At 65.2% G+C, this 23,241-nt stretch carries 20 protein-coding genes; 12 read left to right on the forward strand and 8 right to left on the reverse strand.

All coding sequences use genetic code 11. The features are described from left to right. Positions 1-12: 12 nt before the first annotated feature. Entirely contained in the window at positions 13-3,387 is a 3,375-nt protein-coding gene (locus I6L39_RS01055) for an AAA family ATPase (RefSeq protein WP_216990789.1), read from the reverse strand. Between the two features lie 201 nt (positions 3,388-3,588). Here I6L39_RS01055 and cysZ point away from each other — a divergent pair, with 201 nt between their 5' ends. Next, complete coding sequence (gene cysZ / locus I6L39_RS01060; RefSeq protein ID WP_042074270.1) at positions 3,589-4,353, forward strand: sulfate transporter CysZ; 765 nt, start codon at positions 3,589-3,591, stop codon at positions 4,351-4,353. 134 nt (positions 4,354-4,487) lie between these two features. Next, on the forward strand, positions 4,488-5,102 hold the full coding sequence (locus I6L39_RS01065; protein ID WP_042074268.1) for a trimeric intracellular cation channel family protein: 615 nt from the start codon (positions 4,488-4,490) through the stop codon (positions 5,100-5,102). Between the two features lie 92 nt (positions 5,103-5,194). Here the strand turns inward: I6L39_RS01065 and I6L39_RS01070 are convergent, their stop codons facing one another. The 4 genes from I6L39_RS01070 to I6L39_RS01085 form a co-directional block, all read right to left on the reverse strand. After that, entirely contained in the window at positions 5,195-5,446 is a 252-nt protein-coding gene (locus tag I6L39_RS01070; protein ID WP_209793886.1) for a DUF3862 domain-containing protein, read from the reverse strand. Between the two features lie 93 nt (positions 5,447-5,539). Then, entirely contained in the window at positions 5,540-6,085 is a 546-nt protein-coding gene (locus I6L39_RS01075; RefSeq protein ID WP_042074266.1) for a DUF882 domain-containing protein, read from the reverse strand. A 134-nt stretch (positions 6,086-6,219) separates the two neighbouring features. Continuing rightward, the gene (locus I6L39_RS01080) at positions 6,220-7,701 is read right to left on the reverse strand and encodes a murein L,D-transpeptidase (protein ID WP_216990790.1); all 1,482 of its coding nucleotides are present in this window, start codon (positions 7,699-7,701) and stop codon (positions 6,220-6,222) included. Positions 7,702-7,792: 91 nt separating this feature from the next. Next, complete coding sequence (locus tag I6L39_RS01085; RefSeq protein ID WP_216990791.1) at positions 7,793-8,560, reverse strand: ABC transporter substrate-binding protein; 768 nt, start codon at positions 8,558-8,560, stop codon at positions 7,793-7,795. 309 nt (positions 8,561-8,869) lie between these two features. Between I6L39_RS01085 and I6L39_RS01090 the strand changes: the two genes are divergently transcribed. The 5 genes from I6L39_RS01090 (at position 8,870) to I6L39_RS01110 (ending at position 14,343) form a co-directional block, all read left to right on the forward strand. Then, positions 8,870-9,415, forward strand: a complete 546-nt coding sequence (locus tag I6L39_RS01090) for a hypothetical protein (protein WP_216990792.1) — start codon at positions 8,870-8,872, stop codon at positions 9,413-9,415. Positions 9,416-9,471: 56 nt separating this feature from the next. Beyond that, positions 9,472-10,488: a glycosyltransferase family 2 protein gene (locus I6L39_RS01095; RefSeq protein ID WP_042074262.1), complete on the forward strand. Its 1,017-nt coding sequence runs from the start codon at positions 9,472-9,474 to the stop codon at positions 10,486-10,488. Continuing rightward, positions 10,485-10,856 carry a GtrA family protein gene (locus tag I6L39_RS01100; protein WP_216990793.1) on the forward strand — a complete coding sequence of 124 codons (372 nt, stop codon included), beginning with the start codon at positions 10,485-10,487 and terminating at the stop codon, positions 10,854-10,856. Before I6L39_RS01095 ends, I6L39_RS01100 begins: the two co-directional genes overlap by 4 nt. Then, positions 10,856-12,022 (forward strand): hypothetical protein, encoded by a 1,167-nt coding sequence (locus I6L39_RS01105; RefSeq protein WP_216990794.1) that lies wholly within the window; start codon positions 10,856-10,858, stop codon positions 12,020-12,022. The genes I6L39_RS01100 and I6L39_RS01105 overlap by 1 nt, the downstream gene beginning before the upstream one ends. 197 nt (positions 12,023-12,219) lie before the next feature. Then, the gene (locus tag I6L39_RS01110) at positions 12,220-14,343 is read left to right on the forward strand and encodes an alpha-amylase (RefSeq protein ID WP_216990795.1); all 2,124 of its coding nucleotides are present in this window, start codon (positions 12,220-12,222) and stop codon (positions 14,341-14,343) included. 60 nt (positions 14,344-14,403) lie between these two features. Here the strand turns inward: I6L39_RS01110 and I6L39_RS01115 are convergent, their stop codons facing one another. After that, entirely contained in the window at positions 14,404-15,030 is a 627-nt protein-coding gene (locus tag I6L39_RS01115) for a glutathione S-transferase N-terminal domain-containing protein (RefSeq protein WP_209793894.1), read from the reverse strand. Positions 15,031-15,188: 158 nt separating this feature from the next. Between I6L39_RS01115 and I6L39_RS01120 the strand changes: the two genes are divergently transcribed. From I6L39_RS01120 to I6L39_RS01135, 4 genes are all read left to right on the forward strand, one after another. Further along, the gene (locus tag I6L39_RS01120; protein ID WP_216990796.1) at positions 15,189-15,833 is read left to right on the forward strand and encodes a response regulator transcription factor; all 645 of its coding nucleotides are present in this window, start codon (positions 15,189-15,191) and stop codon (positions 15,831-15,833) included. A 93-nt stretch (positions 15,834-15,926) separates the two neighbouring features. Beyond that, a complete protein-coding gene (locus tag I6L39_RS01125; RefSeq protein WP_042074255.1) occupies positions 15,927-16,508 on the forward strand; it encodes a TetR/AcrR family transcriptional regulator in 582 nt (193 codons plus the stop codon). Positions 16,509-16,580: 72 nt separating this feature from the next. Continuing rightward, a complete protein-coding gene (locus I6L39_RS01130) occupies positions 16,581-17,438 on the forward strand; it encodes an alpha/beta hydrolase (RefSeq protein ID WP_216990797.1) in 858 nt (285 codons plus the stop codon). 171 nt (positions 17,439-17,609) lie between these two features. Continuing rightward, a complete protein-coding gene (locus tag I6L39_RS01135; RefSeq protein ID WP_042074252.1) occupies positions 17,610-18,767 on the forward strand; it encodes a patatin-like phospholipase family protein in 1,158 nt (385 codons plus the stop codon). Between the two features lie 2 nt (positions 18,768-18,769). Here I6L39_RS01135 and I6L39_RS01140 read toward each other — a convergent pair whose 3' ends face one another. Next, the gene (locus I6L39_RS01140) at positions 18,770-20,722 is read right to left on the reverse strand and encodes a monovalent cation:proton antiporter family protein (protein WP_216990798.1); all 1,953 of its coding nucleotides are present in this window, start codon (positions 20,720-20,722) and stop codon (positions 18,770-18,772) included. 207 nt (positions 20,723-20,929) lie between these two features. On the opposite strand from I6L39_RS01140, the gene I6L39_RS01145 reads away from it, so the two are divergent. Further along, entirely contained in the window at positions 20,930-21,832 is a 903-nt protein-coding gene (locus I6L39_RS01145) for a GGDEF domain-containing protein (RefSeq protein WP_209793898.1), read from the forward strand. 21 nt (positions 21,833-21,853) lie between these two features. On the opposite strand, the gene tilS is transcribed toward I6L39_RS01145, so the two are convergent. Then, a complete protein-coding gene (gene tilS / locus I6L39_RS01150; protein ID WP_216990799.1) occupies positions 21,854-23,188 on the reverse strand; it encodes a tRNA lysidine(34) synthetase TilS in 1,335 nt (444 codons plus the stop codon). Positions 23,189-23,241: the final 53 nt, after the last annotated feature.

Raw genomic sequence — 23,241 nt, forward strand, 5'->3', positions numbered from 1 at the left:
CTGCTTCTCTTTCTAGTTTTGCTCAGCCAAAGCGACGGCTTCGCCGATATCGACCGACACTATGCGCGAAACCCCGGGCTCTTGCATCGTGACGCCGACCAACTGCTCTGCCATCTCCATGGAGACCTTATTATGACTGATGTAGACGAACTGTACTGTGCTCGACATCTCTTTGACAAGAGAACAGAAGCGACCCACGTTCACTTCATCGAGCGGTGCATCCACCTCATCCAGCAGACAAAATGGTGCTGGATTGAGTCTGAAGATGGCAAAAACCAGCGCAAGGGCGGTTAGCGCCTTCTCCCCCCCGGAAAGCAGGGCAATGGTAGCATTCTTCTTGCCCGGAGGTCTCGCCATGATGCTCACCCCGGCCTCCAAAAGATCGTCGGAGGTGAGTTCAAGCCAGGCACTGCCCCCCCCGAACACTTTCGGAAACAGGGATTTTAAATCTTCATTGACCTTATCGAAAGTGTCGCGGAAGCGTATTTGTGTTTCTTTATCAATTCTTTTAATGGCTTGGCTCAGGGTTTCGAGCGCCTGCTCCAGATCCTGGCACTGGTTTTCCAGGTAGCTGGCGCGGGTTTTCGCCTCTTCATACTCCTCAAGCGCCGCCAGGTTGATGGCGCCAAGCGCATCCACCTGAGCCTCCAGGGTCTGGATCTCCTGGCGCAGCTTGCCGCGATCGGCGGCGATGAGCCGCGCCTGATCGAGATCCACCAGCCTCACCCCCAGCTCCTCGAACTGCTCGTGCAGCCCCTGCCGCCGGGTGAGGTTGCGCTCGCGCTCGAGGCGCAGGGTTGCGAGCCTCTCCTGGAGCTGTACCAGCTGCTTGTGGTCGGCGCTCCTGGCCTGCTCCAACTCGGTCAGCTGACGCTCCAGCTCCGCCAGCCGCTGATGGCAGGCAAGTTGCTGCGCTTCCAGGTTGCGCTGCTCCACCAGCAGGGGGGTCAGATCCTGATCCGGCGCAGCCCCCGGCTCCTTGAGCTCGGCCAGCTCCAGCCCGAGGCGCGAAAGCTCCTGCTCCCGCAGGGCGATGAGCTGGGACAGATTCTGCTGCTCCAGCTGCAGCCGCTGACAGGCGGCCTGCTGCTGCTCCCGCCGTGCACGGGCCTCTTCCAGCCCCCGCTCCGCCGCGCTCACCTTCTCCTGGGCGAGCAGCAGCGCCTCGGCCAGCGCCTCCCCCTGCTCCTGCAGCTCGCCAAGGGCCGCCTCGTCCTGCTCGAGCCGGGCCCTGGCTACGTCCAGCCGCTCGGCCTCCTCGGCCTGTTCTTGCGCCAGCCGGGCCAGCTCTTCCCCCAGCTGGCCGAGGCGCTGCAACCGCTCCTGACGCTGCCCCTCGCGCAGGCTCCAGGCCTCGCGCAGTTGCTGCCACCGCTGCTCCTGCTCGCGCAGGGTGCGCTGAGCCAGCTCAACGGCGCCGTGCAGCTGGGCCCGAGTCCCGTCGGCCTCGGCCAGTTGCTCATCGAGCCGGCGCAGCGCCTCCCGGCCCGCGGCCTGCTCGGTGTGCAACCGCTCACGCTCGCCGAGCAGCGCCAGGGTGCCGAGGGCCTTGCCCTCGCCGAGATCCGCCCAGTTCGGGCCAAACCAGTCGCCGGCGGGAGTGAGCAGCGACTCACCTGCAGAGAGGCGGTGCTGGCGGGCCAGCGCCTCCTCCCGGTTCCCCACCAGCCAGATGGCGTTGAGGAAGGCGGGGATGTGCGCCCCCCCGATCTGGGCCGCCAGGGTCCCCGGCACCGCGGGCCTGGACGGACCGATCCAGAGCCCATGCTGTTCTGGATGGCACTCATCCGCAGGCGTCGCGGTGAGCCAGCGGCCGAGTACCTTGTCCAGTCCCCGGGCCCACTCGGGGGGAACCTGCAGCCGATCCGCCAGGGTGGCGCCCGCCATCTGATCCCCCAGGATCTGATCCAGGGTGGCGAGGCGGGCCTCCAGCTCCCGCAGCAATCCCTGCTGGCGACTCTGCTTTGCCTTGAGTGCTTCGTGGCGGGCCACGCCGGCCTGCCAGGCCTCTTCGGATTCCTCATGGCGGGCGCGGGAGAGCGCGAGCGCCTCCGCCAGGGCGTCGAGCTCGGGTTGCAGGTTCTCCCCTTCCCCGCCGAGGGGGCCGGCCTGCTCATCCTCCAGCTTGAGACGGGCCAGCCGGGTCTTGGCCTGCAGCTCCTGCAGCCCGTTCACCTCGGCCCGGGTCTGGTTGAGCCGCCCCTGCAACTGGCCCAGCTGCTGCTGCCACTGCTGCTGGCGCTGACGCGCCTGCTCGAGCCCTTCACCGGCCGCCGCACGCACGCCCTGTTGGTCGGCAAGCAACTGCTCACACTGCTCGAGGCGTGCCGACGCCACCTCAGCCTGGAGGGCGCCCTCGGCCTGCTGTTCCTGCTGGCTGGTCAGCTGGGCCTTGAGCCCGTCGATGCGCTCGCCGAGGGCCTGGCGCCTGGCCTGCCAGTCGCGGCCCAGCTCGGTCTGGTGAAGCTGTTGCTGCTCGAGGCGGGCGATGGCCTGGCCGCCGAGGAAGATCTGCTGCTGGCGGCTCGCCTGCTCGGCCTGGGCCTCCTGGCGGGCCACCGACAGCGTGACGTGGCGGCCCTCGTCTGCGGTGCGCTTGGCATCGAGGGCCGCCAGCGCCTGCTCGGCCTGGGCCAGATCGCTCTTGGCCTCGCCGAGGCGCGTCTCCAGCGCCCATAGCTCGGAGCCGATCAGCTCGGCCTTGGCGGCGCGGGTGCGGCTCTTGAGCTGCTTGTAACGCTCGGCGGTCTCGGCCTGGGCCTTGAGGTGTTCGAGGCGCGACCCCAGCTCGGTGCGGATGTCGCCGAGGCGCTCCAGATTTTCCTGGGTGTGGCGGATGCGCTGCTCTGTCTCGCGACGCCGCTCCTTGTAACGGGAGACCCCGGCGGCCTCCTCCATGAACAGCTTGAGATCGGCAGGGCGGGACTCCACCAGCCGGCTGACGGTGCCCTGCTCTATGATGGCGTAGCTGCGCGGCCCGAGGCCGGTGCCGAGGAAGAGGTCGGTGACGTCCTTGCGGCGGCACTTCTGGCCGTTGATCAGATAGTGGTTGGAGCCGTCGCGCAGCACCTCGCGGCGCACCGAGATCTCGGTGAAGCGGCCGAACTCGCCGGGCACCCGGTTGTGGGGGTTGTCGAACACCAGCTCCACCGAGGCGCGACCGTGGGCGCTGCGGTTGACGGAGCCGTTGAAGATGACGTCCGTCATGTTCTCGCCACGCAGGTGGCGGGCGGAGCTCTCCCCCAGCACCCAGCGCACGGCGTCGATGACGTTGGACTTGCCGCAACCGTTGGGTCCCACCACGGCGGTCATGTCGGCGTTGAGCTCGATGCGGGTCGGCTCGACAAACGACTTGAAACCGGCGAGTTTGATCAATTTCAGACGCATGGCGGCCTATGTCGGTAACGAAAATTAAGGAGGAGGCGGGCAAAGAGCCAAGCCCGGCTTTGCTTGTCAGATGCAGGCAGCATCCCAAGGCCCGGCGGCCAGTCGCAACGGGCAAGAGACAAGGAATAGTCGGCGACTTTACCAAATCAAGGGCTTGTTTGTAATATGCTGGCACTTTCCCCATTCACTGATGGAGCTCACATGAGCCAATCACCCCACATGGTCAAAGATTCGGTCAGCGGCGCAGACTACTTCCTGCGCGGCTTCTCCCTCCTGCGCCAGCCCGGCATCCGCACCTTCGTGATGATCCCCCTGCTGGTCAACTTCGTGCTGTTTGCCGGGGCCTTCTACGCCCTGCTGCTGCAGCTGGACGGCCTGTTCGCCTGGCTGCACCAGCAGATCCCGAGCTGGCTCTCCTGGCTCGACTACCTGCTCTGGCCCATCGCCCTGATCACCATACTGGTGGTCTTCTCCTTCATCTTCAGCTCGGTGGCCAACTGGATAGCCGCCCCCTTCAACGGCCTGCTGGCGGAGAAGGTGGAACAGGTCCTCACCGGCGAGACCATGAACGACACCGGCATGCTGGACGTGGTCAAGGATGTACCGCGCACCTTCGGCCGCGAATGGACCAAGCTGAAATACTACCTGCCCAAGGCCATCGGCTGCCTGATCCTCTTCCTCATCCCCGTGGTGGGACAGACCCTGGCCCCCGTGCTCTGGTTCCTCCTCAGCGCCTGGATGATGGCGATCCAGTACGTCGACTATCCGTTCGACAACCACAAGATCGACTTCATCACCATGCGCGACGCCCTCAAGCAGCGCCGCGGCAAGTGCCTGAGCTTCGGCGCCCTGGTCACCCTCTTCTCCGCCATCCCGGTGGTGAACCTGTTCGTGATGCCGGTCGCCATCTGCGGCGCCACCGCAATGTGGGTGGATCAGTACAGATCCGAGCAACTGCGCCGCTGAACCGGAAAGCCATGATCAAAACTGGGGGCGAAAGCCCCCTTTTCATTACTTAATCTAATGCACTGGCAAGAGTGCTTGTCGCACCAGCGCTGGATTGTTAGGATGCGGACCTTTCTCGCACCCTGGGATATCTCATGTTACATGCACTCTTCTTGCTGGGCCTGGTGGCCGAAGGAATGACGGGCGCGCTGGCGGCGGGCCGGCGGCGGATGGATCTGTTCGGCGTGGTGATCATCGCCTCGGCGACGGCCATCGGGGGTGGCACCATCCGGGACGTGCTGCTGGGACACTACCCCCTGCTCTGGGTGGAGCACCCCGAATACGTGCTGCTGGTGGCGGGCGCCGCCATGGCGGGGGTCATCTCGGCCCCCCTGATGCGCTACCTCGGCAAGCTGTTCCTGGCCCTCGATGCCCTGGGGCTGGTGGTCTTCTCCATCTTCGGAGCCGCCCGGGCACTGGAGATGGGGCACGGGGCCGGCATCGCCTGCATCATGGCCGTGGTGACCGGCGTCTTCGGCGGCGTGCTGCGGGATCTCTTGTGCCAACGCATCCCCCTGGTGTTCAAGCGCGAGCTCTATGCCGCCGTCTCCCTGGTGACGGCCGCCCTCTACTGCCTCGCCCTGGATCAGGGACTGCCCAACGACTGGGCCGCCTTCGGCGCCATCGGCATCGGTTTCGTGCTGCGGCTGCTGGCGGTGCGCTTCAAGTGGGGGCTGCCCACCTTCAACTACCAGTACGCGACCCACTGAGTGCGCCAGTTTCTGGCCACCCTGGGCGGATCGCGAACAACAAAAAAGCGCCGGACGGCGCTTTTTTGTTGGCAATGAACGATGAGTCTGACTCAGTTGATCCCTTCAGAGCTGAAGAAGGTCGCCTTGTCAGCGATGAAACGGATCTTGATGTTCTTGCCCTCTCCTCCCCAGACGCAGCTGGTGGTGCCGAGGGCATCGTCGCAACGCTCGGCCTTGCCGAGGATGGCGCTCGCCTCGGCATAGCTGATCCCCACTTTCAGCTTGTCGTAGTTCTCCCGGTTGAGCTTGCTGCAACCGGTCAGCAGCAGGGCGATCATTCCCCCGATCAAAATCTGCTTCATCTTTCTCTCCTCTGGCTGGAGTCCAGAGCCTAGCAGCCGCCCCCCACTCATTGCCAGCGTTCATCGGCGACATACGACACCACTGTGCACCTGTCACCAGCTGCGAACGGGCCCCGTATCCAAGTGCACGAAGTTGTCGGACGGGTAATACCCCACCCCGCCGACGCTGAGATCCAGGGCGGCCCTGCGCAAATGGGCCAGCTGCACGCCTGGCAGGCGCACGTCCACCGCCTGGCCCAGGGTGTGGTAGCTTTGCTTGGCGACGCCGCGGCTCTTGCGCCGCTTCTGCCGGTTGGTGGCCGGGGAGCGGTAGCCCGAGATGAGCTGGATCTCCCCCTTGCGGCCCAGCTTGTGCTGCAGCAGGAACAGCTGATCGAACAGCCTCCTGTCGATATTGAACACTTCGTTGCGGCGGTAGTCGCGGAAGATATGGTTGAGCTCCGCCAGACCGTCGCTCAGGTAGTGGCCATCTTCCCAGTAGCTGGCACGCACCCGCTCGCCGGTGTTGAGGTTGAAGAAGCTGAGCTCACGCCCCGAGGTGCTGCGGCTCGCCACCGCCGGAAACGACAGCAGGCTGGTGCCCATCAGGCAACCGGCTCCCAGCAGCAGACGGCGTCGGCTTATCCCTTGTTCCAGCATCCGTTGTCCGTCCATCTCATGGTGAATGAATGTCATACAGAGGCCGAAACTACCTGCCGGGAAAAGCGCTGTCAAACCGCAAACGCCCATGAAAAAGCCCGGCACAGGCCGGGCTCTTCACTCTGTGGCGAGGATCACAACAAGCGGCTTTGATAGCTGACCCTGTCGAATCCGTAGATGTCGTTGCGCAGTTGCTGGCGTCCCTCCTCGTCGATCCAGCTGCTCCAGTAGACGGTGAACACCGGTATCGGGGTGCTGAGCGGCAGCCACTTGGTCTGGGTCTCTTTCAGGATGCTGGCCACCTTGTCCGGTTGATAGCGGGAGTCCGCCAGCAGCAGCTCCGCCAGATCGTCGGCGTGTTCAACCCGGATGCAGCCCGAGCTGAAGGCGCGGGCCCCCTGCTCGAACAGCGACTTGCGCGGCGTCGAGTGCAGGTAGATGGCGTCGTTGTTCGGCAGGTAGAACTTGTAGCGGCCCAGGGCATTGTGGTCCCCCGGCTTTTGCCGCAGCCGGTAGGGGAAACCGGATGCCAGCGCGTGGTGCCAGCCGTCTTCGCTGAACTGCACCGGATTGCCCTCGCCGTCGATCACCTCGAACTGCTCGCGCTCCAGGTAGGCGGGATCGCGCCCGAGTTTCGGCAGAATGTCCTTGCTCAGGATGGAGCGCGGCACATGCCAGGCAGGGTTGAGCACGATGGAGCGGATTTCGCTCGCGAGTATGGGGGTGGCCCGCTGCTCCTTGCCGACGATGACCCGGCTGGTGAAGACCTCGCTGCCGGACTCCACCACGCTCAGGCGGTAATCCGGGATGTTGACCAGCACGTAGCGACCGGCGAGGTGATCCACCAGATCCCGGCGCCACAGGTTGCGAACCAGCAGGCTGGCGCGCACCTCGGGCCCGGTATTGAGCCAGGAGCGGGTCTGGCGGCCTATGATGCCGTCGGCGGTCAGGCCGTGGCGACGCTGGAACTGCTTGATGGCCTGCTCGGTCTCGGGATCATAGGTGCTGTCCTGGTGGCTGGGGGCGCCATCCCCCAGCTCGTTCAGGATGGAGCGGATCTGGCCGAGCTCGGCCGAACTCTCGCCGGCCCTCAGGGTCGGCATCTCCAGATTGGGCCAGCGCTTGGCCATGGGCATGGCCAGCAACTTGCGCACTTCCTCGCGCACGGCGTCGTATTCCGCCACCTGGGGCCTGAGCTGCCTGACCCGATCCAGCAGGTTGTCACCGACCGGCTCATGGGCCAGGGGCTGGTTCAGATCGAGCTTCTGGGTCTGCATCTGTTCGCGAGCGACCAGATCCATGGCCCGCCAGGCCTGCTGGAAGCGGGCCAGCTTGGCGAAGGCTTCGTCATAGAGGGCGCCGCGCCGATCGGCCGGAGTTTTCTGCAGCCGTTGCCAGAGCAGGTAGAAGTCCGGGTGCAACTGGGCCAGCACCGCCTCCTGCAGTTGCTGCTCCAGCTCCTGGCGCGCCAGCTCTGCGGTGCTGTTCTGATACCAGTCATGCTGGATGCTGGGACTGGCCACCACAGCTTGCTCAGTGTTGGCATGGACCATGCCAGCCGGCCAGCAGCCGAGCCAGATCAGATTCGCCAACGCCAACCAATACTTCTTACCCATGCTTCTTACCACGCTTGCCTCAAATCGGTTCACTTCGGCCTGTCAGGCGCAACGGTCAGGTGCCCATGATGCGGGAATGGCGGCGACTTTGCTAGCGGGCGGAGGTGTAGCGTCGCCAGATGAGTGCATGCTCCCCGCTCTTGCCGACGGCCAGGATCGCCTGATTGAATCGCTGCACGAATTCGCTCGATACCGTCTTCTTGCTCAACATGAAAGAGGTCGGCGTCTCGTAGATCCCCATCACATGAGGGACCACCTCCTCCGACAGCCCCTCTTTCTTCAGACCCCAGGGCGTGGCCAAACTATCCCCGAGAAAACCGTCTATCCGGCCCAGCACCAGCTTGCGGTAATTCTGCACATCGTTGACCGCACTCACCTGATCAGGGTAGCGGCGCAGCAGCTCGGTGATCTCGGCGCCATAGTAGTAGTCCCGGGTGACCCCCAGTCGGTGCCCCCGGGCCAGCCAGCTCTCCAGATCTGCTTCATCGCCGGTGCCGGCCTTGCGCACCCAGAGCGCCGTCCTGCCGGGATTGTAGGGGATGGAGAACCAGGCATAACGCGCCCTGTCCTCGGAGAAGTAGGCCTCCATGGCGATGTCCTGCCGCCCCAGCTCCAGATCGTGCAGCCCCCGTTTCCAGGGTCGCTCAACATAGAGAAGGCGGCATCCCAGCCGGGCCGAGATGGCGTTGAGATAGTCGATCGCAAAGCCGCGCAGCCGTCGTTTGTCGCCATCCTGCTGGTAATAGTGATAGGGAGGCCAGTCGTCGAAACCGACGCGAAGCGGCACAGGACAGAGGGATTGCGCCCACAGGGGTTGCAGGGGCAGGCAGCAGAACACGCACAGAGATAGCAGTCTCATGAGTCATCCTTGACGGCGGGACAAACCATCTTAATGGTGCCTGGGCGAAATGGCGACAGATCCTGCCACAAGGATGATAAATATCAGCCGTTTGCCTGAGAGGAGCACGGCCAGGGCAGCCAGGCGGCGGTGCAAAGGCCCCCCGGAAAACAGCGGTGACGAACGAGCCCAAAACCGCTTGGAGAGCAGGGAAATCAAGGGTTAATATGTGAGCAAATATATTTTTGTGATCCACTATGCTTTTTTTGCAATTGGATTAGCATATGCGCGAAATCTGCCTACCAATCTGTCGGGCGTCGAGTGAGTGATATGACCTACAAAAAGTTCGGTTTTCTGGCTGCCATCCTGGCACTGAGCGGTTTTTACCTGTACACCCTCTACCTGGCCGCTCACCCCAACGTGAGCCTGGCTTACAAGCTCTATTACCTGGAAGGCAAGACCCGCTTCTGGGAGCACAACTCCAGCATGACCTACCAGCCGGGCAACGAACTCAACCTGACCAAGCCGAGCCGCTTCCTCTCCAGCGAAGGCTGGGCCAAGAAGCCGAGCGAGCAAGGCACCGAGCTGAGCGGTCAGGGCGGGCTCTATTTCGTGCTGCCCAAGCAGCAGGCCCAACCGGAGCAGCTCACCATCCAGGCCAGGATCAACAGCCCCGAGGCCGGCGCCCTGCTCAAGGTGGCCCTGGGTCATGACTTCACCACCACGGTCAAGCTGGCCAAGGCGGGCATCAACGAGATCCGCCTCAGCCTGCCGGGAGACACCCTGACCGCCGATCCCAAGCACCCCAACTTCCTGGCGCTCTCCGCCCCGACACCGCTCAACGTCCAGTCGGTGCGCCTGACCGTCGCTCAGTGAAGCTGAAGACTCAACAAGCTGTTTTATAAAATAATTCTTTCAATAAGGAAGTTCACATGTCGCATGCCGATTTTCGACTCTCTCTGGTCGTGCCCGTTTACAACGAGGAAGAGAGCATAGACGCCTTCATCAGCGCGATAGACAACGAACTGGCCCCCCTCAAAGACCGGCTTGAGATCGTGTTCGTCAACGACGGCAGCCGTGACCGCACCCGCGAAGTGGTCGAGCAGGCCATCGCCCGCGATCCCCGCGTCACCCTGGTCAATCTGGCCCGCAACTTCGGCAAGGAGGCGGCCATGACCGCCGGCCTGCACCAGGCCAAGGGCGACGCCATCGTCCCCATGGACGTGGATCTGCAGGATCCCCCGGCCCTCATCCTGGAGTTCGTCAAGCTGTGGCAGACCGGTGACTATGACACCGTCTACGGCATCCGGGTGGATCGCAGCGCCGACACCCCCATGAAGCGCCTGACCGCCGGCGGCTTCTACCGCTTCTTCAACGCGCTCTCCACCAGCACCAAGCTGCCGGAGAACGCCGGCGACTTCCGCCTCATCGATCGCAAGGTGGTCGAGGCCCTCAAGCTGCTGCCCGAGCGCAACCGCTTCATGAAGGGGCTGTTTGCCTGGGCCGGTTTCCGCGCCGTCGGCGTCCCTTACGAGCGCCCCGCCCGCCACGCCGGCGAGACCAAGTTCAACTACTGGAAGCTGTGGAACTTCGCCCTCGACGGCCTGATGAGCTTCTCCAGCTGGCCGCTGCGGGTGTGGAGCTACGTGGGGGTCGGCGTCTCCCTGATCGCCTTCCTCTACATCCTCAAGATCATCACCCAGGTGCTGTTCTTCGGCATCGACGTGCCGGGCTACGCCTCCCTGATGTCGGTGATGCTGTTCCTCGGCGGCATCCAGCTGCTGTCGCTCGGCATCATCGGCGAATACATAGGCCGCATGTTCGTGGAAGTGAAGCAGCGCCCCGTCTACCTCATCGAGGGCGTCTACGGCCAGTATGCCCGGCCCGAGGCGGACAAACCGCAGGCTGCCGACGGCCAGCAGAATGACCAGGAGCCGACGCCCCAATGATCTCCCGCGAGGAATTCTGGCGGCTGGTGCGCTTCGGTTTTGTCGGCGGGGGGGCCACCCTCGTCGATCTGGGCACCTCAGTCGCCCTGTTCCATACCTGGCCCGCCATCTCCGAGCACCTGGTCACGACCCTGGCCTTTGCCATCGCGTTCTGGTTCTCGTTTTTCGGCCACCGCTACATCACCTTCCAGAAACAGGGTGCCGCCAGCAAGTTCCTGCTGGTGGCCCTCTTCTCCCTGGCGGTGCGTAACCTCATCCTGAGCGGTCTGCTGTTTGCCGGTCTCTCCGGCCTGTTGCCGGTGGTGATCGCCACCCTGACCGTCACCGTGCTCACCTACGTTCTCTCCCGTATCTGGGTTTTTGCCTGATGAATGATATGACCAATACTGCCTCGTCAACCGGGGCTGCACTCCCCTATCGCCCGTCACTGCGCATCAGCAGCCGCGACTGGCTGATGATCGTCGCCGCCTTCGTGCTGAGCCGGGTGGCGCTGTACGGCATGGGCTATTTCGGCGTCCAGCTCTATGGCACCGCCGACATAGGGCCGCTGCAGGCCTACTGTCAGTTCGACTGCGTCTGGTTCCAGCGCATCATAGAGAACGGCTACGACCTCTATCCGCGCTGGCTCAGCAAGGGCAATGCGGCGAACTGGGCCTTCATGCCGCTCTATCCCATGCTCGCCGGCGGGCTCTCCAGCCTGCTCAACATCGAGAGCCTCATCGGCCTGATGCTGGTGGCCAACGTCGCCTTCTTCATCAGCCTGCCCCTGATGCTGCTGGTGTTGCGCCAGCTCAAGCTGGGGGATGAGACCGCCCGCTTCGGGGTCTGGCTGCTGGCCTTCTCTCCCTTCTCCGCCTACTTCGTCTCCGGCTACACCGAGCCCATGTTCATGGCGCTGATGCTGGGGATGTTCCTGTTCGCCTATCGCGAGCAGTGGCTGATGGTCGCCTTCCTCGGCATCTTCATCTCGGCGACCCGCAATCTGGGGGTCATGATGGTGTTCCCCGTGCTGATCCTGGCCCTGCAGGCCTACGGCTGGCGCGAGTTCTTCCGCTTCACCGAGCGGGCCTTCAAGGTGGTGTTCACCCTCTGGCTCATCCCCCTCGGCCTCTTCTCCTACATGGTCTACCTCTACCACCTGACCGGGGATGCGCTCGCCTTCAAGCACATCCAGGTCGCCTGGGGCCGCTACATGGACAGCCCCCTGGACTGGTGGCTGAGCGGCTTCGAGCTGGGCGGTCGCAAGGCCTACCTCTCCATCATGGTGATCTTCGGCTGGTGTCTGAACGGCTACCTGTTCAGCCAGAAACGCTGGGCCGAGGCGACCCTGATGTTCATCTGTACCACCATACCGCTGATGACAGGCCTCAACGCCATGCCGCGCTACATGTTCGGCCTCTACCCGACCCTGCTGGCCATCATCTTGCTGGCCCATCGCTGGCCCGCCATCCGTCCGGCGGTGCTCTGCATCAGCGGCATGGTCGCCTCCTTCATCGCGGTGGCCTTCGTCAACTTCAAGTTCTTCACCGTGTGACGAGCCCCGAACGCCAACGAGCCGGTCAACTGACCGGCTTTTTTCATGGGCGCGACACCCGCTTCACACTTTTCCATTCTTGAAAACGTAACCATTTGAACTGACGTCACAAATCGGCATTTTGCCGGTCCAAGCCCGGCATCATGGCCCCTAGAATGAGTGCCTCAACGGACCCCACTCAGCTCAAGGAATGGCCTATGCGCTCCTCGTCTCGTCTCGATCTCCGTCCATCAGCCCTGTGGCTCGCCGTGCTGGCCACGCCACTGTTCGCCGGCCAGGCGCTGGCCGCCCCCGAGGTCTATCTCCATGTGGATGGCAAACCGGTGGCCGAGGCGCTGGCGCTGGACAAGGGCACCGTCACCCTGACCCACAGGCTGGACAAGGGCAGCCACCAGGTCCGCATCAGCGATGCCGGCAACAGCTGTGGCACCAGCTTCGGGCCGACCGAGGCCAAGCCGCTCCCCTTCGGCACCGCCCAGCCCATGGATAAGTGCAGCAAGGGGGCGAGCTTCAATCTGAGGGTGATGCTGGCGGGGGACTACGAGTTCACCTTCAACCCGGACACCCCCAGCCTCAAGGTGCTGCGGGCGACCAAAAAGAGCGAGTTCAAACGCCAGCCCCCGACAGAGCCCTGCATCAGCTGGGATGGCGGCCCGGTGACGACCTCACTCAAGGGGGTCTGGCCAGACGGCACCCGGCTGCGGGACGCCTACTCCGGCCAGGAAGGGGTGGTCAAGGGGGGCAAGCTGACCCTGACGCCGAGCAAGGAGAGCGGCGGCCTGCTGCTGCTAGAGCCGGTCAAGGCCGCCAAGACCGAGCCCTTCAGCTGGGATCAGGCGAGCGTCTATTTCCTCCTGACCGACCGCTTCCACAACGGCGATCCGACCAACGATCACAGCTTCGGCCGCCAGAAAGATGACCAGGACGAAGTCGCCACCTGGCATGGCGGCGACTTCAAGGGGCTGACCGAGAAGCTCGACTACATCAAGCAGCTCGGCATCAACGCCATCTGGATCACCCCCATGGTGGAGCAGGTGCACGGTTTCATCGGCGGTGGCGAGCAGGGCAACTTCCCCTTTTATGCCTACCACGGCTACTGGGCGCTGGACTTCACCAGGATTGACCCCAACTACGGCGACGAGGAGAGCCTGAAGACCCTGGTGGACGAGGCCCACAAGCGCGGCATGCGGATCATCCTGGACGTGGTGATGAACCACGCGGGCTACGCCACCCTGGCGGATCTGCAGGATCTGGGGCTCACCGATCTCACCCAGAACACCGGCAAGTTGCCGACCCGCTGGAACCAATGGCGCCCGAGCGGCGGCCTCAACTGGCATGGCTACAACCAGTTTATCGACTACCAGTCCAGCGAGTGGAGCAAGTGGTGGGGGCCCGACTGGGTGCGGGCCGGTCTGCCCGGCTATCCCCAGCCCGGCACAGACGACGTCACCGGCTCGGTGGCCGGGCTGCCGGACTTCCTGACCGAATCCACCAAACCGGTGGGCCTGCCGCCGCTGCTGGCCGCGAAAAAAGACACCAGGGCCAAGGCCCTGCCCGACGCCACCGTGAGCGACTATCTCATCGCCTGGCACACCGACTGGGTGCGTCGCTTTGGCATCGACGGCTTCCGGGCCGACACCGTCAAGCACCTGGAGCCCGCCGTCTGGGCCAAGCTCAAGGAGGCGGGGACGACGGCGCTCAAGGAGTGGAAGGCTGCCAACCCGACCAAGAAGCTCGACGACCTCCCCTTCTACATGGTGGGCGAGGTGTGGGATCACGGGGTCGCCAAGGATTTCTGGTACCAGAACGGCTTCGATTCCCTGATCAACTTCGACTATCAGCGTGAATTCGCCCTGCCCCAGGCCCAGTGCATGGCGGGGGCCGAACCCACCTATGCCGGCTACGCCAGCCGCATCAACCAGGATCCCGAGTTCAACGTGCTGAGCTACATCAGCTCCCACGACACCAAGCTCTTCTTCGGCGACTACCAGGACGTGGCGCTGCAGCGCCGGGTCGCGAGCAGCTTCATGATGCTGCCGGGTGGCATCCAGATCTACTACGGGGACGAGTCGGGACGCGGGCTCGCCAAGGATGGCGGCGTGTTCGATCAGAGCGTGCGATCCGACATGAACTGGCAGGAGCTGGGGAGCGGCGAGAAGGCCGAGCTGGTCAAACACTGGCAACGGCTAGGCCAGTTCCGCGCCGCCCATCCGGCCATTGCGGCGGGCAGCCACAAGAAGCTGTCCGATGCACCCTACGGCTTCGTGCGGGAGAAGGGGGAAGACAAGGTGGTGGTGGTCTTCGCCGGCCGACAGCAATAACGGCAGAGCAAGCGAACAGAGGGGAGCCGATGGCTCCCCTCTGTCGTCTGCCACTCAGAGTCAATCGGGCTGGCGGGCCGCCACCGGCCACTGCAGGCGCGCCCTGAGCAGGGTCTGCTGCCACAGGGGCCAGGCCAGCAGGGCCTGCTGATAGGCGCCGGCCTGACCGGGCAGCAGGATGCCGTAGCTCGCCAGCCGATAGGCCATCACCGCATAGAAGGCGTCCAGAATGCCCGCCTCGTCGAAGTAGAAGGGTCCCCGCGCCTGGGACCAGAGGGTCTGCAACCGGGCCAGCTCGTCGATGACCTCCACCGGCGGCTCGCTCTGGGTCGGCGCGCCGAGGAAGAAGGGCAGCAGGGTGCGGATCTGGCGAAAACCGGCGTGCAGCTCGGCACACAGGCTGCGCGCCAACGCCCGCTCGGCCCGATCCGCCGGATAGAGGTGGCGCCCCGGGCACAGCTCGTGCAGGTACTCGGCGATGGCCAGGGAGTCGTGGATGCGCAGCTCACCGTCGTCGAGCCAGGGCACCAGGCCGGCCGGCGCCACCCGCTTGAGCCGCTGCAGCGACCTGGCATCCTCCAGATCGAACACCTGCTCCTGCCACTCCAGCCCGCTCATGGCGAGCACCAGCGTCGCCCTCATTGCCCAGGTGGAACCTGTGCCTACCGTCAATACCAGGGATCCCATCGATTGCCTCCTGCGTGGGTTGTTCACGACCATCCCATCTGCCCCAACGGCACGACATCCGACGGTCGCCTCACATTTGCGCACCCGCGGGTTTGACCCTCTTGGGGAGCGGTGCTAGTTTGATTTTTCAAAACAATCAGTTAGCAACAATGTGAGCAATGGACAGCCAATTTACCATCGTCATCGCAGATGACCACCCCCTGTTTCGGGGAGCCCTCTATCAAGCGGTGCACATGGCCATCGACGACGCCAGGCTGCTGGAAGCGGATTCCATCGACAGCCTGACCCACCTGCTCGCCGAGCACCCCGAAGTCGACCTGCTGCTGCTGGACCTCAAGATGCCCGGGGCCAATGGCTTCGAAGGGCTCGCCTATCTGCGCGGCCACCATCCGGATCTGCCCATCGTCGTGGTCTCGGCGTCGGAGGATGCCGCCATCATCCAGCAGGTGCTGCGGCTCGGGGCCCTGGGCTTCATCCCCAAGTCCGCCCCCATGAAGGAGCTGGTCAGCGCCCTCAATACGGTGATCGGGGGGGACAACTGGGTGCCGGAAGGGGTCTCCCTCCATCCCGAGCCCGTCGACGGCCCGGATTTCGCCAGCAAGCTGGCCAGCCTCACTCCCCAGCAGTACAAGGTGCTGATCATGCTGCGGGACGGCAGCCTCAACAAGCAGATCGCCTGGGAGCTCAACGTCTCCGAGGCCACCATCAAGGCCCATATCACCGCCATCTTCCGCAAACTTGGCGTCAAGAACCGCACCCAGGCGGTGATCGCCCTGCAGCAGATGGGCATCAAGGACAGCTGACCAGCCCCTTGTCCCCACCACTATGGTGGTATGTGACTCGACAATTAGCACGGTCGTACTTTATGCTGGCCGCAGCCATCAGAGGAGACCAGGATGAGCAAGGGACGCCAGACCCGCGACACGATTTTGCAGACCGCCTTCGAGCAGGCGAGCCGGCAGGGGCTGGAGAGCCTCACCATAGGCTCGCTAGCCACGACCTGCGAGATGTCCAAGAGCGGTCTGTTCGCCCACTTCCAGTCCCGCGACAACCTGCAGATCGCCGTGCTCACCTACTCCGCCGAGGTGTTCCGGGAGCGGGTGATCCAGCCGGTGCGCCAGCAGCAGCACCAGACCCAGCAGGAGAAGCTGATCGCCCTGCTGCAGGCCTGGCTGGCCTGGAACCAGAGCTTCGCCGGCCGCTGCATGTTCCTCGATGCCTGGACCTCGGCCCAGGAGGGAGAGGTGCAGCAGGCGGCACGCCAGCTGGTGCGCTTCTGGCTCGACTACCTGGCCCGCCAGGTGGTGCAGGGACAGGCCAGGGGGGAGTGGCGCAGCGATCTCGATCCCTGGCGCGCCGTCTATCGGCTCTACGGCCTCTACCTCGGGGATCAGGTGTTCCACGCCCTGGCGCTCTGCGAGGATCCGGCCCGCCACTTCTGGCCGGAGGTGACCGCCCTGCTGGCCAGTTGGCGCTGAGCCGATCGGCCCTTCTTTTTAAAAACCGACAAAAAAGCACGACCGTTCGAACACAAAAACCACAGGACCATCATGAGCAGCAAGATCTACTTCAACACCCGCCGCTTCAGCCCGAGCAAGTTGCTGCTAGGCCTCGGCACCCGGTTGCATCACACGCTGGCCCCCGCTCACGCCAAACGCACCGCCAGCAAACTGCTGCTCACCCCGCAGCGGCTCACCCGGGAGGTCGCCACGCCAGCCGGCCTGGTGCAGCAGGCCATGCACACCGGCGAAGGCACTCTGATGAGCTACCGGCTCGGCCAGGGGCCGGTCTGGTTGCTGATGCACGGCTGGTCCGGCAGCGCCAGCCAGTTCTATCCGCTGATGAGCCACATCGCCGCCCAGGGCTTCACGGCGCTGGCCTATGATCACCCCGCCCACGGCCTGAGCGAGGGGAGCACGGGCCACCTGCCCCGCTTCGTGCGCGCCTTCGACGAGATCCTAGAACGGGTCGGTCCCGTCCAGGGGGTCATCACCCACAGCATGGGGGGCGCCGTCACCCTCAGCAGCCGTCACCCGGCCATGGATGCGCTGCCGCTGCTGCTCATCTCCCCCGTGCTCGACTACGTGCCCCAGCTCTACGGCATGGTGGCGCGCTCCGGCTACTCCATCCGGCTGTTCGATGCTGTGGTCAAGGAGATTGAACACGAATACCAGCACCCTCTCAGCACGGTCGACCCGCTGGGCCGGCTCGCCAGCCGGACGGGCGAGGCCATCATAGTGCACGACGAAGAGGACAGATTTGCTCCCCATGGCGACTCCCTGCGCGCGACCCAGGATGGCCGCACCCGGCTGGTGAGCACCCGGGGTCTCGGCCATGGCCGCATCCTGACGAGCCCCCCCGTGTTCGCCGCCTTCGATCAACTGAGCCAGACGTCCCCTCGGGCCTGAGCCCGGAAAACGGGTCGCAAAAAATGCGTGCGCGGCCCGTTTTTATCCGCGATACAACGTCTTATAGTTAAATTGCGCGGTGGCAACCCGCCCTGGCGATCACCATAAGGCGTCCCCTATGACCGACCTCCTTTTATCAGCCGTGACGCCATCACAACAAGGGACAGCAGCATGGCCAGACCCAATACAGCGCTTCTGTTGACCGGTGGCGGTGCCCGCGCCGCCTATCAGGTCGGCGTCCTCAAGGCGGTGGCCGAGCTCTACCCCCGCAACATCGGCATCCCCTTCCCCATTTTGTGCGGCACCTCGGCGGGGGCCCTCAACATCACGGCGCTGGCCTGCTACGCCTCCTGCTTCCACCTGGGGGTGCGCAAGCTGGAGTGGGTCTGGCGACGCTTCGAGACCCACCACATCTTCGACTTTCATCCCTGCCAGCTGCTGTGGCGCACCCTCTATCAGGGGTCGGCCGGTCTCATCACGCCCCAAAGCAACCACGCCTTCCACCTGTTCGACAACGCCCCCCTGCGCCGCCTGCTGGATCAGCTCATCGACTATCACCGCATCGACGACAACATCCTCTACGGCAGCCTGGAGGCCATCGCCATCACGGCCTCCGACTACGACGACGGCCTCTCCACCACCTTCTTCCAGGGACGGGCCGAGCATCAGCCCTGGGAGCGGGCCAGGCGGCGCGGCCTGCGCACCCTGCTCACCTCGGATCACCTGCTGGCCTCGTCGGCGCTGCCCTTCGTCTTTCCCGCCACCCCCATAGGCGATCGCTTCTACGGGGACGGCTCCATCCACCAGCTGAGCCCGCTCAGTCCCGCCATCCACCTGGGGGCGGAGCGGATCCTGCTGGTCACCCTGGACTCCCCCCACCAGGGGAGCGCGGCCCCCCGCCAACGCCATCTGACCAGCTCCAACATCGCGAGCCACCTGCTCAACACCGTCTTCTCCGACACCCTGAACTCGGATCTGGAGCGGCTCGGGCGCATCAACCAGACCCTGTCGCTCATCCCGGCGCGGGAGCGCAGCCGTCTGAAGCTGCGCCAGGTGGAGACCTGCGTCATCCGGCCTAGCCAGGATCTCGACCTCATCGCCCTCGACTACCTGGCCAGACTGCCAACCCAGGTGCGCCGCCTGCTGCGGGTGCTCGGGGTGAACGGCGAGGAGAGCAGCAGCCTGGCCAGCTTCCTGATGTTTGATCCGGGTTACTGCCAGCGCCTGCTCAAGCTGGGGTATCAGGATGCGATGGCGCAGCGCCAGCGCATAGAGGCGTTTCTGGACTTGCCTGGCCGAAGGGAGGAGCGCCTTCGCGAGGAGGCCTGAACCTAGCGCCCCTCCAGCAGACGCTGCTCCGCCTGCTCCATGGCGACGGCGGTGCCGAAGAGCACCAGGGTATCTCCCGCCGCCAGCCGCAGCTCCGCCCTCGGCTCCAGGCTGCGCTCCCCGCGCTGTACCGCCTTGATGCGCACCTCTCCCAGGGCGAGCTCCCGCACCCTGTGCCCCACCGCCCAGGCCTGATCGTGCAGCAGCACGGGGTGCAGCCGCTCCAGCAGCTGGTCCGTCTCCAGATTGCCGGCGCTCTGTCCCCCCCAGTAGAAGCCGTGCAGGAAGCGGTACTGGCTGCTGCGCTCGTGCTCCATGCGCCGGATCACCCGGCCGATGGGAACGTCGCAGTTGAGCAGCAGGTGGGAGACCAGCATCAGGGCCCCCTCCTGGGACTCGGGGATCACCTCGAAGGCGCCGGCCTGCTTGTAGTGCTCGAGGAAGCTGTCGTCCCGGGTGCGCACCAGCACCTTGAGCTCCCCCGCCAGCTCCCGGATCAGCGTCAGCATGGCGTCGACCCGCTTGATGTCGTCGAAGGTGATGATCACCAGCCTGGCCCGCAGCAGGCCGGCGGCCAGCAGGATGTCGCGGCGGCTGGCATCGCCGAACGCCACCTGCTCCCCCGCCAGCTTGGCCTCGCTCACCCGCTCGGGGTCGAGATCCAGCGCCAGAAAGGGGATCTCCTCGAGCTTGAGAAAGCGGGCGCAGGTCTGCCCGGCGCGGCCGAATCCGGCGATGATGACGTGCTGATGCTTGCCGAGGCCCGACTGGGCGACCTCGGCGCGGGAGAGCAGGGCGCTGTCGGTGAGGGAGCGGGCCAGCCCCAGGGCCCGCAGCACCAGCCAGGGGGTGAGGGCGATGGAGATGACGCCGATGCCGATGAGCAGGGAGACCAGCCGGTGGTCGAGCAGGCCGTGGTGACTCGCCAGCGCCAGCAGCACGAAGCCGAACTCCCCCACCTGGCTCAGCATGATGCCGGCCGCCATGGCGTCGCGCTTGCGCTCCCCCATCAGCCGGCCCGCCAGCAGCACCAGCAGCGACTTGCACAGGATGAGGCCGGCCACGCACAGCAGCACCTGCCACCAGGCGCTCGCCACCAGGGCCCAGTCCATGGTCATGCCGATGGTGATGAAGAAGAGCCCCATCAGCACGTCCCGAAACGGCTTGATGTCCACCTCCAGCTGGTGGCGGTAGTGGGACTCCCCCAGCATCATGCCCGCCAGGAAGGCACCGAGGGCCATGGAGAGCCCCATCCACTGGGTGAGGGAGGCCGCCAGCAGGGCCACCAGCAGGGTGCAGAGCACGAACAGCTCGTCGGATCGCGCCCGCGCCACCTCGTGAAACACCATGGGCAGCAGCCACTTGCCCACCGCCAGCAGCACCGACAGGGCGAACAGCCCCTTGAGGGAAGCCCAGGCGACCTCCGCCAGCAGGGCACTGCCCTGCACCTCGGGTTGGGCCAGGATGGGGATCATCACCAGCAGGGGCACCACGGCAAGATCCTGGAACAAGAGCACGCTCACCCCGAGCTGGGCCCGCCGGGTATGGAATTGCTTGAGCTCGCCGAGCTGCTTGATCACCACGGCGGTGGAGGAGAGCGCCAGGGTGCCCGACACCACCAGCGCCTGGGAGAGGCTCAGCCCCCACCACCAGGCGAGCCAGAAAAACAGCAAGGAGGTGAGCAGCACCTGCAGGCCGCCGACCCCCAGCACCAGCTTGCGCATGGCGAGCAGGCGCGGCAGCGAGAACTCGAGGCCGAGGGAGAACATCAGGAAGACGATGCCAAGCTCCCCTATGGTCTGCATCATGGCCTGCCCCGTGACGATGGCCATCCCGTGGGGACCGAGCAGCATGCCGACGAACAGATAGGCGAGGATCACCGGCTGGCCGAGGCGGCGAAAAATGGCCACCAGCAGGACGGCGAACAGCAGCAGGATCAACACATCGGCGTACACGCACTCCTCCCCTTTCCTCTTCGTGGCCTGCCAACTCGCCGCTGCGGTGCCCTGCCAGGCCGGCCCGGGAAGGGGCTAGGCTCCCCTTTTTCCCTCCCGTTTCATCCCGTTAAGCCTAGCCAGCCCCTTTGTTTTTCATCGGACATATTTTGGGCACAAGGATTGCAAGAACCCACGCAATGAGTGGAGAGGTGTAAGGGCTGTAACGTGGAAAACACATCGTCATTGAACGGCTTCGGACATGGCATAGAGCAGTGGGTGCAGCAGATGGAGCGCCTTGCGCCCCTGAGCGGGCAGGACCGTTATCAGCAGCTGGAGCAGTTGCTGGGACAGCGGGATCTTGACGCCCTGCTGGCAATCTTTGCCGAGCGGGTGGCAAAGATTGTCCGGATCCACGCCCTCCACTTCGACTGTGGCCAGCCCCATCCCCTCATCTCCCACCCGCCCCAGGCCAGGCAGGTGCTGCACGGCTATCGCTTCGAGCTGCGGGGCCAGCACGACCAGTTGCTCGGCCAGCTGCATTACGAGCTGGAGCAGCCCTTGGGCGACGGCCAGCGCCGGCTGCTGGAGCAGTATCATCAGCTGTTCAGCCTCCCCCTGCCCCTCTATCTGCGACTGGATCGGCTGGAGCAGCAGGTGCGGCTCGACCACCTGACCGGGCTCGGCAATCGCGCCTACTTCGACGAGGCCATCGGCCGGGCGGTGGAGCAGCACAGCCGGGAGCCCCACGGCCTGGTGCTGGTGCTGCTGGATCTCGATCGCTTCAAGCAGGTCAACGACACCTGGGGCCACCCTGTGGGGGATCTGGTGCTGAGCCGCTTCGCCCAGCTGCTGCAGGGTTGCATTCGCGGCACGGATCAGGCGTTTCGCCTCGGCGGGGACGAGTTTGCCCTGCTGCTGCAACCCGCCGACCCCGAGGCCTGGCGCCCGGTCTGGCTGCGGCTGCAACATGTGCTGCACAGCCACAAGGAGCTCAGCGCCTTCTCGGTGGGGTGCAGCCTGGGGGCCGCGAGCTGGCACTCTGGCATGGACGTGGAGCGGCTCTACGCGACGGCGGATGCCCACCTCTACGCCCGCAAGAAGGCCGGCGAAGCGGGCATCCCCGAATAGGGCGCCGTCAACCCCGCGCCGTCAATCGGCATCCGGGGTGACGGCACGCCGCCACTCCCAGGCCATGCCCCCTTCGGGCGCCAGAAATCCGTCGCAGACGAAGAGCCCGGCCACCAGGGCCGCCTGCTCGCCGTAATGGAGGATGGGAATGCGTCCCCGCTGCCAGGAGGGCACCCCATGCTCCTGCAGCAGCTTCTTGAGCCGCCGGCTGCCAACCCGTCCCACCGGCTTGAGCATGACACCGGGCGCCACCTGGAAGCGTACCGAGAGCGGTTCGTCCTCCCGCGGCGCCCTCAGCCCCTCGCCACCCGATGACCACAGCCTGAACTGCCCCAAGCCGTCCGGCAGGGTGAGCGCCTCCCCCACCCCGATGGGCAGCACCTCCTCGCGGGGCGCCAGACCCGGCGCCACCAGATACAGCCGTCCCTGAAAGCGGCGACACTCCAGTCCCTGCAGAGTCAGCCTGGGGTTGGCGTCCTCGCGCGCCAGCGCCACCTCCTGCCACAGCAGGCCCAGCAGCGCCCGGGACGGCATCTCCCCCCCCTGGCGGCGGATCCAGTGGCGCAGCAGGTTGTTGCGCCGCACCTCGGACAACCCGTGCAGAGGCGCGATGCACAGCGCCTCTCCCTCCCCGGCCCGTTGCCAGTCCGCTTCGGCCAGCTCGCCGATGAGCGCCTCCTGCTCGGCGCACAGGGCCATGCTGCGCGCCGCCGTCTGGGCCATGGCGGGCCAGCGCGCCTTGAGCTGGGGGATGAGCTGCTGGCGCAGGAAGTTGCGGTCATAGCTCGGGTCCTCGTTGCTCTCGTCCTCCACCCAGCCATAGGGCAGGGTAGCGGCCACGTCGGCCAGCTCGGCCCGGCTGATCTCCAGCAAGGGGCGCAGCAAGCGGCCGCCGGCAAAGGGCTGGTCTGGCACCATGCCAGCCAGCCCGCGCAGCCCGGCGCCGCGCTTGAGCGCCAGCAGCAGGGTCTCCAGCTGATCGTCCTGATGATGGGCGGTGAGCAGCCACTCCCCCTCCCCCAGGTGGGCGGCGAGGCGCTGATAGCGGGCCTCCCGCGCCTGGGCCTCCAGGCTATCGCCGTTGCCCCGGGCGAGGCGCACCCGCTCCACCACGAGGGGCACCGCCAGCTGCCGGCACACCCCCTCGCAATGGGCCACCCAGTCGTCGGCGTGGGGGCTCAGGCCGTGATGGACGTGCAGGGCGCGCAAGGCCAGGCCCTGTTCACGGGCAAAGCGGGCCGCCAGCACCAGCAGCACTGTGGAGTCGAGCCCGCCGCTGAAGGCCACCAGCAGGCCGCGGGAACCTTCCGGCGCGGGCAGAGTCTGACAAAAACGAGAATAAATACGAGAAATCATAGGCTTCCCCAATACGACCAGGGCGATCTTAGCAGAGTCGGGCTTATCAAGCG

This window comes from Aeromonas sp. FDAARGOS 1409 (assembly GCF_019048705.1).
Taxonomy (GTDB): domain Bacteria; phylum Pseudomonadota; class Gammaproteobacteria; order Enterobacterales; family Aeromonadaceae; genus Aeromonas; species Aeromonas sanarellii.

Bases quoted from the DNA above. Each gene is read 5' to 3' on its own strand.
- I6L39_RS01080 (WP_216990790.1), bottom strand. From the start codon at position 7,701: ATGGGTAAGAAGTATTGGTTGGCGTTGGCGAATCTGATCTGGCTCGGC.
- cysZ (WP_042074270.1), top strand. From the start codon at position 3,589: ATGAGCCAATCACCCCACATGGTCAAAGATTCGGTCAGCGGCGCAGAC.
- I6L39_RS01105 (WP_216990794.1), top strand. From the start codon at position 10,856: ATGAATGATATGACCAATACTGCCTCGTCAACCGGGGCTGCACTCCCC.
- I6L39_RS01110 (WP_216990795.1), top strand. From the start codon at position 12,220: ATGCGCTCCTCGTCTCGTCTCGATCTCCGTCCATCAGCCCTGTGGCTC.
- I6L39_RS01055 (WP_216990789.1), bottom strand. From the start codon at position 3,387: ATGCGTCTGAAATTGATCAAACTCGCCGGTTTCAAGTCGTTTGTCGAG.
- I6L39_RS01120 (WP_216990796.1), top strand. From the start codon at position 15,189: ATGGACAGCCAATTTACCATCGTCATCGCAGATGACCACCCCCTGTTT.
- I6L39_RS01135 (WP_042074252.1), top strand. From the start codon at position 17,610: ATGGCCAGACCCAATACAGCGCTTCTGTTGACCGGTGGCGGTGCCCGC.
- I6L39_RS01070 (WP_209793886.1), bottom strand. From the start codon at position 5,446: ATGAAGCAGATTTTGATCGGGGGAATGATCGCCCTGCTGCTGACCGGT.
- I6L39_RS01090 (WP_216990792.1), top strand. From the start codon at position 8,870: ATGACCTACAAAAAGTTCGGTTTTCTGGCTGCCATCCTGGCACTGAGC.
- I6L39_RS01095 (WP_042074262.1), top strand. From the start codon at position 9,472: ATGTCGCATGCCGATTTTCGACTCTCTCTGGTCGTGCCCGTTTACAAC.
- I6L39_RS01125 (WP_042074255.1), top strand. From the start codon at position 15,927: ATGAGCAAGGGACGCCAGACCCGCGACACGATTTTGCAGACCGCCTTC.
- I6L39_RS01100 (WP_216990793.1), top strand. From the start codon at position 10,485: ATGATCTCCCGCGAGGAATTCTGGCGGCTGGTGCGCTTCGGTTTTGTC.
- I6L39_RS01115 (WP_209793894.1), bottom strand. From the start codon at position 15,030: ATGGGATCCCTGGTATTGACGGTAGGCACAGGTTCCACCTGGGCAATG.
- I6L39_RS01130 (WP_216990797.1), top strand. From the start codon at position 16,581: ATGAGCAGCAAGATCTACTTCAACACCCGCCGCTTCAGCCCGAGCAAG.
- tilS (WP_216990799.1), bottom strand. From the start codon at position 23,188: ATGATTTCTCGTATTTATTCTCGTTTTTGTCAGACTCTGCCCGCGCCG.
- I6L39_RS01075 (WP_042074266.1), bottom strand. From the start codon at position 6,085: ATGCTGGAACAAGGGATAAGCCGACGCCGTCTGCTGCTGGGAGCCGGT.
- I6L39_RS01085 (WP_216990791.1), bottom strand. From the start codon at position 8,560: ATGAGACTGCTATCTCTGTGCGTGTTCTGCTGCCTGCCCCTGCAACCC.
- I6L39_RS01065 (WP_042074268.1), top strand. From the start codon at position 4,488: ATGTTACATGCACTCTTCTTGCTGGGCCTGGTGGCCGAAGGAATGACG.